The organism is Aeromonas sp. FDAARGOS 1403 (genome assembly GCF_019047325.1).
GTDB lineage: Bacteria > Pseudomonadota > Gammaproteobacteria > Enterobacterales > Aeromonadaceae > Aeromonas > Aeromonas dhakensis.
Genome location: NZ_CP077249.1, coordinates 329,585 through 343,477, shown reverse-complemented (window position 1 = coordinate 343,477; position 13,893 = coordinate 329,585). Strand labels below are relative to the sequence as shown.

The 13,893-nt window shown below is 63.6% G+C and carries 12 protein-coding genes, 1 pseudogene and 1 riboswitch; of the genes and pseudogenes, 7 read left to right on the top strand and 6 right to left on the bottom strand.

From position 1 onward, the window contains the following. The first annotated feature begins 139 nt into the window (after positions 1-139). Positions 140-246: riboswitch (yybP-ykoY riboswitch) on the top strand. An 89-nt stretch (positions 247-335) separates the two neighbouring features. After that, entirely contained in the window at positions 336-1,322 is a 987-nt protein-coding gene (locus I6L33_RS01730) for a sodium:calcium antiporter (protein ID WP_254204955.1), read from the top strand. 85 nt (positions 1,323-1,407) lie between these two features. Here the strand turns inward: I6L33_RS01730 and ansB are convergent, their stop codons facing one another. From ansB to I6L33_RS01715, 3 genes are all read right to left on the bottom strand, one after another. Continuing rightward, positions 1,408-2,466: an L-asparaginase 2 gene (gene ansB / locus I6L33_RS01725; protein WP_216973454.1), complete on the bottom strand. Its 1,059-nt coding sequence runs from the start codon at positions 2,464-2,466 to the stop codon at positions 1,408-1,410. Between the two features lie 131 nt (positions 2,467-2,597). Beyond that, positions 2,598-2,792 carry a heavy-metal-associated domain-containing protein gene (locus I6L33_RS01720; RefSeq protein WP_005305523.1) on the bottom strand — a complete coding sequence of 65 codons (195 nt, stop codon included), beginning with the start codon at positions 2,790-2,792 and terminating at the stop codon, positions 2,598-2,600. Positions 2,793-2,892: 100 nt separating this feature from the next. Then, positions 2,893-3,843: an AEC family transporter gene (locus I6L33_RS01715; protein WP_216973453.1), complete on the bottom strand. Its 951-nt coding sequence runs from the start codon at positions 3,841-3,843 to the stop codon at positions 2,893-2,895. Between the two features lie 139 nt (positions 3,844-3,982). On the opposite strand from I6L33_RS01715, the gene treR reads away from it, so the two are divergent. The 6 genes from treR (at position 3,983) to I6L33_RS01685 (ending at position 11,112) form a co-directional block, all read left to right on the top strand. Beyond that, a complete protein-coding gene (treR, locus tag I6L33_RS01710; RefSeq protein ID WP_216973452.1) occupies positions 3,983-4,930 on the top strand; it encodes a trehalose operon repressor TreR in 948 nt (315 codons plus the stop codon). A 191-nt stretch (positions 4,931-5,121) separates the two neighbouring features. Then, positions 5,122-6,552: a PTS trehalose transporter subunit IIBC gene (treB, locus tag I6L33_RS01705; RefSeq protein ID WP_216973451.1), complete on the top strand. Its 1,431-nt coding sequence runs from the start codon at positions 5,122-5,124 to the stop codon at positions 6,550-6,552. 68 nt (positions 6,553-6,620) lie between these two features. Beyond that, entirely contained in the window at positions 6,621-8,282 is a 1,662-nt protein-coding gene (gene treC, locus I6L33_RS01700) for an alpha,alpha-phosphotrehalase (protein ID WP_216973450.1), read from the top strand. Further along, complete coding sequence (locus tag I6L33_RS01695; protein WP_017788206.1) at positions 8,283-8,912, top strand: sugar O-acetyltransferase; 630 nt, start codon at positions 8,283-8,285, stop codon at positions 8,910-8,912. It abuts the gene before it with no gap. 342 nt (positions 8,913-9,254) lie between these two features. Next, positions 9,255-9,587, top strand: coding sequence for a hypothetical protein (locus tag I6L33_RS01690; RefSeq protein ID WP_095591529.1), 333 nt, complete (start codon positions 9,255-9,257; stop codon positions 9,585-9,587). A 427-nt stretch (positions 9,588-10,014) separates the two neighbouring features. Next, positions 10,015-11,112, top strand: a complete 1,098-nt coding sequence (locus I6L33_RS01685) for a PotD/PotF family extracellular solute-binding protein (protein WP_211048646.1) — start codon at positions 10,015-10,017, stop codon at positions 11,110-11,112. 8 nt (positions 11,113-11,120) lie between these two features. On the opposite strand, the gene I6L33_RS01680 is transcribed toward I6L33_RS01685, so the two are convergent. The 3 genes and pseudogenes from I6L33_RS01680 to I6L33_RS01675 form a co-directional block, all read right to left on the bottom strand. Then, positions 11,121-11,885: a hypothetical protein gene (locus I6L33_RS01680; protein WP_054543554.1), complete on the bottom strand. Its 765-nt coding sequence runs from the start codon at positions 11,883-11,885 to the stop codon at positions 11,121-11,123. 179 nt (positions 11,886-12,064) lie between these two features. Next, positions 12,065-12,184 (bottom strand): annotated as a pseudogene (locus I6L33_RS22175) (GNAT family N-acetyltransferase); the annotation flags it as partial. 262 nt (positions 12,185-12,446) lie between these two features. Continuing rightward, positions 12,447-13,877: a gamma-aminobutyraldehyde dehydrogenase gene (locus tag I6L33_RS01675; RefSeq protein ID WP_041204954.1), complete on the bottom strand. Its 1,431-nt coding sequence runs from the start codon at positions 13,875-13,877 to the stop codon at positions 12,447-12,449. Positions 13,878-13,893 lie beyond the last annotated feature (16 nt).

Here is a 13,893-nt window from a genome sequence, read left to right as displayed (position 1 = left end):
CCAAGGCGAGGAACTCACCGGCATTGGAGTGGATCCGGATGGCAAAGCCGATGGGTGGACGGTTACATTCCCTTACAACTTGTTGAGTCAATGATCATTAGTTTGCCTTGTGGGGTGGCGGTCAACTTGGTAAAAAGCCCGCACTGTCATAGGGGAGTAGCAACCCGCCCGTGATCCGGGCAGGGCTCATGTCAACATTCTTGGATCCTCAGATCCATGGCATGGGCGGCGATGGCATCCATCGCTCTGCAAGACCTTTGGCCTCGATATGCAAGCCAGCCGGGCGAGCCATATCGGGTCCATTGGTTGTTCTGCTCGCCTGGCGGTTACTCATCATGCTGATCACCCTGCTGTTATTTCTGCTCTCTGCCGTCACCATCTATCTGGCCTGCGAATATTTCGTCAACGGCATCGAATGGACCGGCCACCACTTCAAGTTATCCCAGAGCGCCACCGGCTCCCTGCTGGCGGCCCTAGGCACGGCCCTGCCCGAATGCATCGTCACCCTGACCGCCTTGCTGATGGGGGATGCCCCCGCTCAGCAGCAGATAGGCATAGGTGCCGCCCTCGGCGGCCCGCTGGTGCTGGCCACCATAGGTTATGCCGCCGTCGGCGTGACCCTGCTGCTGTGCATGAGCCGGGAGCACAGGGCCATCGATGGCGAGGTGCAGCGCGAGATAGGCCGCGATCAGGCCTGGTTCGTCGGCATCTTCCTGGTGGCGGTGGCCCTCGGCATGGTGGCCTTTACCGGCAAGGCCTGGCTGGCTCCGCTGTTCGTGCTGGTGTATCTGGTCTATGTGCGGCGCGAGCTGAAACAGACCGACAGCCACGAGGTCGAGTTGCCAGAGCCCCTCAAGCTGGATCCGGGCGCCGAGATCCCGGCGCTCGGCAAGGTGCTGCTGCAGACGCTGGTGGCGCTGGTGGTGGTGGCGCTGGCGGCCCAGCTGTTCGTTCACCAGCTGGAGAGCATGGGCGAGCTGTTCGGTCTCTCGCCGGTGCTGGCGGCCCTGTTGCTGAGCCCGGTGGCGACCGAGATGCCCGAGCTGATGAACGTGCTGATCTGGGTGCGGCAGGGCAAGCACCGGCTGGCACTGGCCAATATCTCGGGGGCCATGATGATCCAGGGCACCATTCCCAAGGCGTTCTGCCTGTTGTTCACCCCTTGGCTGCTGGACAGCACCATGATGGTCTCCTCGCTGGTGACCCTGCTGGCGGTCGTCCTGTTGTGGTGGGGGTTCAGTCGGGAGCGGATGACGGCGGGCAGGCTCGCCTGGGTGGGGCTGATCTATCTTGGCTTCTGCGGCTGGCTGATCATGGGCTGACGTGCCATTTGCCACGAACAAGGGCGGGATAGTATCCCGCCTTTTTTATGATCATTCCCTCTGCCGGCCGAGGCCGGCAGGGAGATCAGAACTGCTGGAACCAGCGCTGGATCTGGGCCGGATCCTTGCTCTGGGTAAGCGAGAGCATCAACAGGATCCGCGCCTTCTGCGGGTTGAGGGTCTCGGCGGCGACGAAGCCGTACTTGGCGTCATCGATCTCGGCATCCAGAGTGGTGGAGCCGGTCGGCACGCGGGCGGAGCGCACTACGCGGATGCCGTCCTTGCTCGCCTTGGCCAGGGTGTCGAACAGGGTGTGGTAGAGGTTGCCGTTGCCCACCCCGGCGCTGACGATGCCATCGAACTTGGCATCCACCAGGGCCTTGGCCGGCAGATCAGAAGCGTTGGCGTAGCTGTAGACGATGCCGACCTGGGGCAGCTTGTCGAGCTTGCTCACGTCAAACGGGGTCTTGCTGGTGTGCAGACGGGCCGGGCTGCGCTGATAGTCGATCTTGCCGTTGTGGATGTAGCCGAGCGGGCCGAAGTTGGGGGAGGCGAAGGTCTGTACCCCTGTGGTGTTGGTCTTGGTGACGTCGCGGGCATCGAGCACGGTGTCGTTCATCGCCACCATGACGCCACGCCCCTTGGAGGCGGGGTCGGAGGCGGTGACCACGGCGTTGTAGAGGTTCATCGGGCCGTCGGCGCTCATGGCGGTGGAGGGGCGCATGGCGCCGACCAGCACCACCGGCTTGTCGCTCTTGACGGTCAGATTGAGGAAGTAGGCGGTCTCTTCCATGGTGTCGGTGCCGTGGGTGATGACTATGCCGTCCACGTCATCCCTGGCCAGCAGCTCGTTGACCCGCTTGGCGAGCTTGAGCCACACCTCGTCGTTCATGTCCTGGGAGCCGATCTTCACCACCTGCTCGCCCTGCACGTCGGCCACGTTCTTCATCTCGGGCACGGCGGCGATCAGCGTCTCGATGGCCACCTTGCCGGCCTCGTAGTTGGACTGGGTGGCGGACTGCCCCGCCCCGGCAATGGTGCCGCCGGTGGCCAGGATATGGACGTTGGGCAGGGCCATGGCCATCGGGGAGAGGGTCAGGCCGAGGACGGCGGCGAGCAGGGTCTTGCGGATCGGGAGAGTCATGCTGCAATTCCTTCTGGGTGATAAAAATTGCAGCAAGTTTGCGCTTTCTGTTGCAGGGGTTTGTGATGACTCTCACCAAAAAACAGCTGGGTACAGAATTTTAACCTGTTTTATACCTATATGGAGATAATTTAACTCGCCGAGAAGCCTTTGGTTTCGATCAGGGCGATCAGCTCGGCCTTGCTCAGTTCGCTCTCGATGATGGCCTTGCTGCTGGCAAAGTCGACGCTGGCGCTGCTGACGGCAGGCTGGGCCAGCAGGGCTTTTTGCAGGCTGGCGGCGCAGCCACCGCAGGACATGCCGGAGACGGTGAGTTCGATGGTCATGGGATATCTCCTCTGTTGATTGAGAGTCAGCGTAAAGCTGCCGCCCGCGGCAAGGTCAAGGGGGTGATGAAGGGGTGAGGGCCAGCACGTTTGCTGCTGGCTAGCCCATCAGCCCCAGGTAGTTCATCAGGGTGGCCCCCAGGCTGGTGGTGACGAGCGAGCCTAGCGTGGTGGTGGCGATGATGTTGGCTGCCAGGGCACTGTCGCCCCCCATGGCGCGGGTCATCACATAGCTGGCGGCGGCGGTGGGGGTGGAGCTGATGAGAAACAGGATGCCGAGTGCCTGCGGGCTGAAGCCGAGCGCCCAGGCGCCCATCACCAGCAGCACCGGGATGCACAGCAGCCGGTTGGCGGTGGCCCAGCCGGTCAGCAGGGCGCCGCCGCGCAGGGCCTTGAGGTTGAGGCTGGCGCCGGTGCAGAGCAGCGCCAGCGGCAGGGTCATGTTGGCGAAGTAGTTGCCCGTGGTGATCACCAGCTGGGGCAGCTCGATGCCGAGCAGGCCGAATGGCAGGGCCGCCAGTATGGCGATGATCAGCGGGTTTTTGGCGATCCCCCTGAGGATCGGCTTGAGCCCCTTGCTGCCCCCCAGGCTGCGGGTCAGGGTGATCACCGCAAGCACGTTGTAGAGCACGGTGACCGAGCCCACCAGCAGGGCGGCGGCGCCGATCCCCTCGGCGCCGTAGGCATTCTGCACATAGGCCAGCCCCATGATCCCCATGTTGCCGCGAAAGCTCCCTTGCACGAAGATGCCGCGCTGGCGCCGCTCGGGGATGAAGCGGGCCGCCAGCAGCTCCAGCACCAGAAAACCTGTGAGGGTGCCGAGCAGGCCGTAGACGATGAGCCAGGGGCTCGGCATGGTGGAGAAATCGGTGCGCACCATGCTGAGAAACAGGAGTGCCGGCAGGGTGACCTGAAACACCAGACGGGAGGCGGACTCGACGAAGCTGTCCGGCAGCAGGCCCAGCTGCTTGAGCCAGATGCCGAGCAGCAGTACCACGCAGATGGGGCCCGTGATGGAGAGAGAGAAGTGCAGACTGGCCAACAGATCCATGATGCGCGTCCTGTGCGATGGCGGGTGGCACGGCATGCGCCGGCGCCAAAAGGGCATTCTAACGCCATGGGCTTGTATTCACAGGGGTTAATCACAACAATGTGGGCAATTCCACCGCCGAGCCCCTGTGAGCCACTTCATGGACAAAAAACTGACCATCCTCGATATCGCCCGACTCAGTGGTGTCGGCAAGTCGACCGTCTCCCGGGTGCTCAACCAGGATCCCAAGGTGAAGCAGGCGACCCGCGAGCGGGTGGAGCAGATCATCGCCGAGCACGGCTTCGTGCCGAGCAAGTCGGCGCGGGCCATGCGCAGCCAGAGCCAGCAGGTGGTGGGGATCATCGTCTCGCGGCTCGACTCCAGCTCGGAAAACCAGGCGGTGCGCGGCATGCTGGAGACCCTCTACCGGCGCGGCTACGACGCCGTGCTGATGGAGAGCAAGTTCTCCCCCGCCAAGGTGCAGGAGCATCTGGCGGTGCTGGAGCGGCGCGGGGTGGATGGCATCATTTTGTTCGCCTTCAACGATCTGGACTATGCCGCCATGGCGCCGCTCAGGGAGAAGCTGGTGCTGGTGGCCCGCGACCATCCCGGTTTCTCCTCGGTCTGTTTCGACGATGCCGGTGCGGTGCGCACCATGCTGGGCCAGCTCGCTAACCGCGGCATCCGCGACATCGCCTACCTGGGGGTGGACACCGCCGATCTCACCACCGGCCAGCGCCGGCTCGATGCCTACCTCGGCTACTGCGGCGAACAGGGGCTGACGGCGCGCAGCGCCCTCGGCGATCTCAGTCTGCAGAGCGGCTACCGGCTGGCGGGGGAACTGCTCACCCCGACCACGGGCGCCCTGGTCTGCGCCAGCGACACCCTGGCCATTGGCGCCGCCAAGTACCTGCAGGAGCAGGGGCGCAGCGAGGTGCTGGTGACCGGCCTTGGCAACAACCCCATGCTCACCTTTCTCTTCCCCAACGCCCTCAGTCTGGATCTCGGCTACAAGGGGGCGGGGGAGCAGGCCGCGCGCCAGCTGCTCGGCCAGATCGAGCAGGATCAGCGCCCGCTGGCGACCATAGCCCCCTGCCACTCTTTGTGAACTCCATCACCTAGCGCCGCACAAAAAATGCGCTTTTTGTGACCTCGACCACGAATTGGGAACGTTCCCATTTTGATCGTGACCAATTGGCGGCATGCTAAATGGGAACGATACCAAAAACGCTCGGGCCCACAGACTGGCCCAAAAGGGCGACGCAGACCAATATCAATGGAGTCACAGAGGGAAGGCTCATGTCCAAGATCAACGCACAACATCTGGCCACGCTCATCGACAAGATCGGTGGCAAGGAGAACATCGCAACCGTCAGCCACTGCCTGACCCGGTTGCGCTTCGTCCTCAACGATCCGGCCAAGGCCGACAGCAAGGCCATCGAAACCATCCCGGCGGTGAAGGGAAGCTTCACCCAGGGCGGCCAGTTCCAGGTGGTCATCGGCAACGAGGTGGAACAGTGGTACAAGGCGCTGACCGAAGAGATCGGCGTCAGCGGCGGCAGCAAGGAGGCCGCCAAGCAGGCGGCGCGCCAGAACATGAATCCGCTGGAGCGGGGCATCTCCCACCTGGCGGAGATCTTCGTGCCCCTGCTGCCGGCCATCATCACCGGCGGTCTGATCCTGGGCTTTCGCAACGTCATCGGCGACATCAAGATGTTCGACGATGGCACCCACACCCTCACCGAGATCAGCCAGTTCTGGGCTCAGGTGCACGCCTTCCTCTGGCTGCTGGGTGAGGCCATCTTCCACTTCCTGCCGGTGGGCGTCTGCTGGTCGGCGGTGAAGAAGATGGGCGGCTCCGAGATCCTGGGTATCGTGCTCGGTATCACGCTGGTGTCGCCCCAGCTGATGAATGCCTACGGCATCGGCCAGCAGACCCCCGAGGTGTGGGACTTTGGTCTGTTCGTCATCCAGAAGGTGGGTTATCAGGCCCAGGTCATCCCGGCCCTGCTGGCGGGTGTCTTCCTTGCCTGGGTGGAGACCAATCTCAAGCGGCTCATCCCGGCCTACCTCTACCTGGTCATAGTTCCCTTCATCTCCCTGCTGCTGGCGGTGATCGTGGCCCACGCCTTTATCGGCCCGTTCGGGCGCTGGCTGGGTGACGGCGTCGGCTTTGCCGCCAAGGCTGCCATGACAGGTTCGTTTGCTCCCATCGGTGCCGCCCTGTTCGGCTTCCTCTACGCGCCCCTGGTCATCACCGGTATCCACCACACCACCAACGCGGTGGATCTGCAGCTGATGCAGAGCATGGGCGGCACCCCGATTTGGCCGCTGATCGCCCTCTCCAATATCGCCCAGGCGTCTGCGGTGGTCGGCATCATTCTGATCAGCCGCAAGGAGAACGAGCGGGAGATCTCGGTGCCTGCCGCCATCTCCGCCTATCTGGGGGTGACCGAGCCGGCCATGTACGGCATCAACCTCAAGTACAAGTTCCCCATGCTGTGCGCCATGGTGGGCTCGAGCCTTGCGGCCCTCATCTGCGGCTTCGCCGGGGTGATGGCCAACGGCATCGGGGTAGGGGGCCTGCCGGGCATCCTCTCCATCCAGCCGCAATACTGGGCCGTCTATGCCATCGCCATGCTGGTGGCCATCGTCGTGCCTATCGTGCTGACTCTGCTGGTTTACCAGCGCCGGCAGGCGGCCGGCAAGCTGGCTCAGGCCAGCGCCTGACTCCACGCATCAGGGCGACCCGCCGGGGTCGCCCTCTCCCTTTTTCATTCGAGACAAGAGCAAGACCCATGAGCCAAACACCCTGGTGGCAGAGCGCCGTGATTTACCAGATCTACCCCAAGAGCTTTCAGGACAGTGGCGCGCGCGGCACTGGCGATCTCAAGGGGATCATGGCCCGCCTCGACTATCTCAAGACCCTCGGCGTCGACGCCCTCTGGCTGACTCCGGTGTACGTCTCGCCGCAGGTGGACAACGGCTACGACATCGCCGACTACCTGAATATTGATCCCGCCTACGGCACCATGGCCGACTTCGAGGCGCTCTTGGCCGCCGCCCACGCGCGCGACATTCGGATCGTGATGGACATAGTCGTCAACCACACCTCCACCGAGCACGCCTGGTTCAAGTCGGCGCTGGGGGACAAGAACAGCCCCTACCGCGACTACTACATCTGGAAAGACCCGGTGGAGGGGGGCGTGCCGAACAACTGGCAATCCAAGTTTGGCGGCAGCGCCTGGGAGCTGGACAGCGCCACCGGCCAGTACTACCTGCACCTCTTTGCCCGCGAGCAGGCGGATCTCAACTGGGAGAACCCGGCGGTGCGCGCCGAGGTGAAGAAGATCATCCACTTCTGGGCCAAGAAGGGAGTGGACGGTTTCCGGCTCGACGTCATCAACCTCATCTCCAAGGATCAGCGCTTCCCGAGCGACGACAGTGGCGATGGTCGCCGCTTCTACACCGACGGGCCGCGCATCCACGAATTTTTGCAGGACGTGAGTCGTGACGTGTTCGCCCCGGTCAGTGCCATGACGGTGGGAGAGATGTCCTCCACCAGCCTGGAGCACTGCCAGCGCTATGGCGCGCTGGATGGCTCCGAGCTCTCCATGGTGTTCAACTTCCACCACCTCAAGGTGGACTACCCCAATGGCGACAAGTGGACCAAGGCGCCGTTCGATTTCCTCGAACTCAAGCGCATCTTCAACCACTGGCAGAGCGGCATGCACGGCAAGGGGTGGTCGGCGCTGTTCTGGTGCAACCACGATCAGCCGCGCATCGTCTCCCGCTTCGGTGACGAGGGCGAACATAGGGTGGTAGCGGCCAAGATGCTGGCCAGCACACTGCACGGCTTGCAGGGCACCCCCTACATCTATCAGGGGGAGGAGATCGGCATGACCAACCCCGGCTATCAGCGCATCGATGACTATCAGGACGTGGAGAGCCGCAACATCTTCGCCATCAAGCATGCCGAGGGGATGGGTGAGGCCGAGATCCTGGCCATTCTCGGCGCCAAGTCCCGTGACAACTCGCGTACCCCGATGCAGTGGAGCGCTGCGGCCAATGCGGGCTTCACGGCCGGTACCCCCTGGCTCAAGCCCGCCGCCAACTATCCCGCGATCAATGCCGAGGCGGCGCTGGCCGACCCGGGGTCGGTGTTCTGGCACTACCGGGATTTGATCCGCCTGCGCAAGAGTCATCCCATCTTCACTCAGGGGGATTATCAGGAGGTGCTGGCGGGGCATCCGCAGATCTGGGCCTATGCCCGCCGCGCCGACGGTCAGACCCTGCTGGTGGTGAGCAACTTCTACGGCGAGCCGATCAGCTTCGCACTGCCGGAGGAGCTGGCCACCGGCAAGGGGCGTCTGCTGCTTGGCAACTACCCGGATAGCCCGGCCCGGCCGCAATCCTGTATGCTGCGCCCTTATGAATCCCTGATCTGGTTGGTGGAATAGATGACTGACGCAACGACAACGACCCAGCCGGGCTTCCCGGCGCCGCAGCTGGTGCGCGGCCCCGAGTGGCAGAAGATGGTGGCGGGGGAGCCCTATGATGCGGGCGACCCCGAGCTCAAGGCGGCGCGCGAGCGCTGCCGCAGGCTCTATCACACCTTCAACACCAGCTGGCAGGAGAAACCGGCGCGCGATGCCCTGCTCCATGAACTGCTGGGCAGCCGCGGCAAGGAGTGCGCCATCAACCCGCCCTTCTTTTGCGACTACGGGGCCAACATCTTCGTGGGCGAGAACTTCTACGCCAACGTTAACTGCACCATCCTCGACGTGTGCGAGGTGCACATCGGCGACAACGTGCTGCTGGCGCCCGGTGTGCAGATCTACACGGCCGCTCACCCGGTGGCGGTGGCGCCGCGCATCAAGGGGGTGGAGTTCGGCAAGCCGGTGCGGATCGGCCACAACGTCTGGATCGGTGGCAGCGTCGTCATCTGCCCCGGCGTCACCATAGGGGACAACAGCGTGATCGGCGCGGGCTCCGTGGTGACCAAGGATGTGCCGGCGGGCGTGGTGGCGGCCGGCAATCCCTGCAAGGTGCTGCGACCCATGACGGCAGCAGAGCTGGCTGGTGGCTAGTGGTACCGGCCTGCGCGCACTTTCCAACACCAAGGGCAGGTTATCCTGCCCTTTTTCTTGCCCGTCATTGGCTGAACCTGGGATGTACAGCCACTTCAGATTTTTTGAACATCTAGGCCAGTTTATCTCGCTAACAATGGCAAGTCTGGATGTTTAATATTCACTCAACGCTTAGGCAGGAACGCCAAGCGGCCAAATAACTGGTCGTTCAAGGCTGTGAGACCTTCAAATAGGAGGTCTGATGTTGGTGAAAGAACTACACACTATTTGAATAACCTCTTGCATGGATGCATTGATTCGGGGCCGACGGCCCAGGCAATGACATAGAAACCAAGAGAGTGAATGAACATGAAAAACGTAATCAAGATGCTGACCGTTGCAAGCCTTATGACCGCAGGTTTTGCCCAGGCTTCCGTTCCGGCTGACTTCAACGCCGCCCCGGGTGTGCTGTTTGTGAACTGGCACGCCACCGCTGCCGTCGAAGGCAAGGCCAACCCCATGCTGGAAGTGCGTGACGAGTCTGGTGATGTGGTTGCCTCCGTGCACGCCAACCTGATGGGCAGCCAGCAGGTGCAGATCCCGAGCCGCACCCAGGGCAACCTGACCGTGAGCCTGGGTGAGCAGAGCAGCGACTACCGCATTCCGTTCGGTATCGGCAGCGGGCGTCAGCGCTAAGGGATCCCCGGGCAACCGGACACCCATGCGAGACAGACAGGGAGGCCGAGGCCTCCCTGTCGTCGTTGGCAAGAATATGCCCCAGCTCTGGCTACCGAGCTCAAAGGTGCAAGCCAGCCGTCGATCGCCATACGGCAGATCCTCGGCGCGGCCAGCTCGCTCCGCACTCCCGCGCCGCGAAGCGCGACAGGTCCTCTGTTCCGATAGACCGCCTTTCATTTCCCTGCCCGACCATGTCGTCGGTGCCGTGCTGCTTGCACACATTCTGCCTGTTCAACGCATTGCGCGGGTCTGCTTGGCGACATCCGTCCGCTGGCAGCATCCTGCCGCCTGCCGTTTTCTCGTTCCACAGAAGCCTATACTCCCTGAAGAACCAGTTGTGGGAGTAGTGATCATGCGTAGTCTCGTCTTGTTGGCCTGCTGTTGTATGGGGTCGGCCCTGGCTGCCCCGGTGCAGCTCAGGCTGCTGGAGTGGGGGTATCTGCCCGCCGGATATGAACAGCAATTTGCCGAGTACGCCAAGCGCGAGGGAGTGGAGGCGACGGTGACCCGGATCGAGCCGCTGCTCACCGACTTTGACAGCGTCTATCGTGCTCTGCGTACCCGCAGTGCCGACGTGGTGATGCCGACCAGCTACTTCTACAAGGCGCATCATCAACCCCTCTTCAAGCTGCTGCTGCCCATCGACTTTGGCCGTTTGCGCCATTACCAGGAGGTGAGGCCGGCGCTCAAGAATACCGAGTATGACAAGTTGGGGGAGCGCAACTATTCCGTGCCCTTCTCCTATGCCATGTTCAGTCTGGCTTACGACAGCAAGCAGGAAAACACCCCGCCCACCAGCTGGCAGGCGTTGGCCGAGCCGACGCGGCAGGGGCAATTTGCGGTTTTCTGCGATCAGTTTGAGCCCTTGCTCTTCTCCGTGTTGCTCTCTCTTGGCAAGTCACCCGCCCTCTTTGCCAGCGGTGAAATGCTGGCCGATAGCCCATTGCAAAATGAAGTGGAAGGGCAACTGACCCGGCGGCTCAAGGCGAGCCGGGGCTTCTGGTTCAATCAGGCCAATCGGTGCGAGGATCTGCGCCATCAGCGCCTGGCCACCACCTGGGGGCTGGAGCTGGTGGAGTGCAATCGGCAAAACGGTCAGCAGTGGCGCATCGCCATGGTAAGGGAGGGGGCCATCTATGCCCTTGATGCCCTCTCGATTGCGCGGGATGTCGGGGATGATCCGGCCAGGCTCAAGGCGGCCTACCTGCTGATCGACTTCCTGTTGAGCGAACCCCTGCAGAGCCGCATGTTGATGGGCACACCGACGGTTTCCGGCAGCAATGGATCGGCCCGCCCCCCGCTGACCTCGGAGGAGCAGGCCGTGTTGCCGCCGCAGGCCCTGCCTGAATTTGACGAACGCCTGCTGGTGCCGGCCCTGCCTGCGCACATCAAGAATCGCTACAAGCGGATGGTGCAGCAGGCGCTGGCCAGCAGTGGCAAGGAGGGGCTGGCCAAGGTTTGTCCCTGGGATCTGGCGAACTGATGCCGGCGCTAGCGAGGTGTCAGGACGGGGCGATCGGAGAGGAGTTCCTGCACTAGTTGCACGGCCAGGTGGATATTGGACTCCATGGTATCGCCATCCTGCGCGTTGGCTTTCCAGCTGGCGGGGGCTTCCGGATGGGGCCCTGAGACGGCCACCTTGCCCCTGCCGTAGGCGCTCATCAATGCGGCGATCCGGCCATCGTCGAAGTAGGCAAGTTCACGCACCGGTTCGGTGCCTGGCTGCAGGGCGAAGGTAGGGCCGGCCTGGTAGTACATGCGGCGCACCTCCCCGAGCCAGCGAATCTGATGGATCTTGGGAGAGAAGTCACCGTCGTAGTCGTCAGACTCTGCCGGCACCAAACCGAGCGCCTTCACATAATTGCCCTCGTCGGCCCAACCCAGAGACGCGACAAAGGCACCGCCGCAGATCCCCAGATAGCGCCCGCCCTGACTCAGATAGCGTTTGAGCGCCCCGGCGATGGCCGGGGTGAACCGATGAACCAGGGGCTCGACGTCATCTTCGGTCCCGCCGATGATAAACAGACGGGCGCCCGCCAGCTTGGCCGGGAGATCGCTCAGGTTGTCGAGATAAACCACGGGGAGGCCGGCCTGTTTGACCACGGCGGCGATCGCCTCGTTGCTGTCCGGGTCCGAGATTGGGCCGGTATAGAGCAGGGCGTAGCCTGTCGGATTGGTGTCTATCTGTGGCTGGCTCTGGGCCTCGCCGGCGAGGCAGCAGAGCATCACAAGGCTGGACCACAGCAGCCAGCGCACTGGTCGGCTCGCTGATGACCTCAACGCGTGAAGGCCAAGGTGTCGGTTGCTCAACATATCATCTTCCTATGTGGGTCATCACTGTGGGGGTCGGGCCGGCTTATCGGCCTGACCATACGGGGTATGGGATGAGCGGCTCGCAGCCCGAGTTGCGGACGCCTTGTCACCATGATGAAGAGACCATCCTCCTCGCTATAGCAGCGCTGATAGTGTTCGTCCTGGGTGGTGACCACGAAGGCCGCCTCGTCGTCGAGGCGCATATCGCGCAGCCTCAGGCGAACGGTCTCAAGGATAAACATGAAGGCCCCTCCAATGAGCGGCCATTATGGGGCCAGGGATAAGGGGAGGGGCAATCCCCAACCGGGGGGCGTCTCGGTGGTTGGCCGCGCCCCTCGCCTCGGCGAGGGCCAGGGGAGCCAATACCGTGCCCCCATTACCTTATGCGGCGCAGCCGCATCTTCCTTACCCGGTGTATTTCTAAGACGAATGAGCCCTCCCGGCCAGGGAGGGCTCATGCTTGCCACAGGCCAGGCGCTCGGTCGAGCGCCTCCTGATACGCCTCTACAATTTCACCATGATATGCCGCGGCACCGTGTAGTCCTCCAGCGCGTAGAGGGAGAGATCCTTGCCGTAGCCGGACATCTTCATGCCGCCGTGGGGCATCTCGGAGGTGAGCATGAAGTGGGTGTTGATCCAGGTGCAGCCGTACTGCAGGTGGCTGGCCACCTTGCTGGCAAGGCCGAGATCCCGGGTCCAGACCGAGCTGGCGAGGCCGTAGTCCGAGTCGTTGGCCCACTGCACCACCTGCTCGGCGTCTGTGAAGCGGGTCACCGACACCACGGGGCCAAACACCTCCCGGCGTACGATCTCGTCCTCCTGACGGGCATGGGCGATCAGGGTCGGCTCGAAGAAGAAGCCGTTGCCGGGGCGGATCTTGCCTCCCGCCGTCACCTCCACGTGGCCGCTGCTCTGGGCCCGCTCCACGAAGCTCGCCACCCGGTTGCGCTGCCGGTCCGAGATGAGCGGCCCCATCTCCACCCCCTCCTCGCGCGGACCGCCGACCTTGATGGAGGCGACCGCCTCCGTCATGGCGGCGACGAACTTGTCGTAGATCTTGCCCTGGGCATAGATGCGGCAGGCGGCGGTGCAATCCTGGCCGGCGTTGTAGAAGCCGAAGGTGCGGATGCCCGCCACCACGGCCTCCAGGTCCGCATCATCGAAGATGATGACCGGCGCCTTGCCCCCCAGCTCGAGATGGGTGCGCTTCATGGTGCGCGCCGCGCTCTGCAAGATCTTCTGGCCGGTGGCGATGTCCCCGGTGAGCGACACCATGCGCACCAGCGGGTGCTCCACCAGCGGTGCCCCCACGCTCTCGCCCCGGCCGCAGACGATGTTGATGACGCCGCGCGGGAAGAGCTCGCTGGCGAGCTCCGCTAGGCGCAGGGCGGTGAGCGGGGTCTGCTCGGAGGGCTTGAGCACCACCGTATTGCCGGCGGCGAGCACCGGGGCCATCTTCCAAGCCGCCATCATCAGCGGATAGTTCCAGGGGGCGATACTGCCCACCACCCCGATGGGATCGCGGCGGATCATGCTGGTGTGCCCCTCGATGTACTCCCCCGCCAGCGGCCCCTGCAGGCAGCGGGCCGCGCCGGCGAAGAAGCGGAAGCAGTCCACCACCGCCGGCAGCTCGTCGTTCAGCACCGCCAGATAGGGTTTGCCGCAGTTGAGGGATTCGAGGGCCGCGAACTCCTCGGCGTGGCGCTCGATGGCATCGGCCAGGCGCAGCAGCAGGGTACTACGCTGGGCTGGAGTGGTGCGGCTCCACTGGGCGAAGGCGCGCTGGGCGCCGTTCACCGCCCGGTTCACCTGCTCGAACGAGGCTTCGGGCACCGAGGCGAGCAGCTCGCCGGTGGCCGGGTTGAGGATGGGCTCGGCCTGGCCGTCACCGGTGACGAACTGGCCGTCGATCAAGAGTTGGGTAGAGAGTTTCATGGTTGCATCCTTGCGC

Coding starts and splice junctions, on each gene's coding strand:
- I6L33_RS01720 (WP_005305523.1), bottom strand. CDS start 2,792: ATGACCATCGAACTCACCGTCTCCGGCATGTCCTGCGGTGGCTGCGCC.
- I6L33_RS01690 (WP_095591529.1), top strand. CDS start 9,255: ATGAACATGAAAAACGTAATCAAGATGCTGACCGTTGCAAGCCTTATG.
- I6L33_RS01715 (WP_216973453.1), bottom strand. CDS start 3,843: ATGGATCTGTTGGCCAGTCTGCACTTCTCTCTCTCCATCACGGGCCCC.
- treC (WP_216973450.1), top strand. CDS start 6,621: ATGAGCCAAACACCCTGGTGGCAGAGCGCCGTGATTTACCAGATCTAC.
- treR (WP_216973452.1), top strand. CDS start 3,983: ATGGACAAAAAACTGACCATCCTCGATATCGCCCGACTCAGTGGTGTC.
- I6L33_RS01695 (WP_017788206.1), top strand. CDS start 8,283: ATGACTGACGCAACGACAACGACCCAGCCGGGCTTCCCGGCGCCGCAG.
- treB (WP_216973451.1), top strand. CDS start 5,122: ATGTCCAAGATCAACGCACAACATCTGGCCACGCTCATCGACAAGATC.
- I6L33_RS01685 (WP_211048646.1), top strand. CDS start 10,015: ATGGGGTCGGCCCTGGCTGCCCCGGTGCAGCTCAGGCTGCTGGAGTGG.
- ansB (WP_216973454.1), bottom strand. CDS start 2,466: ATGACTCTCCCGATCCGCAAGACCCTGCTCGCCGCCGTCCTCGGCCTG.
- I6L33_RS01730 (WP_254204955.1), top strand. CDS start 336: ATGCTGATCACCCTGCTGTTATTTCTGCTCTCTGCCGTCACCATCTAT.
- I6L33_RS01675 (WP_041204954.1), bottom strand. CDS start 13,877: ATGAAACTCTCTACCCAACTCTTGATCGACGGCCAGTTCGTCACCGGT.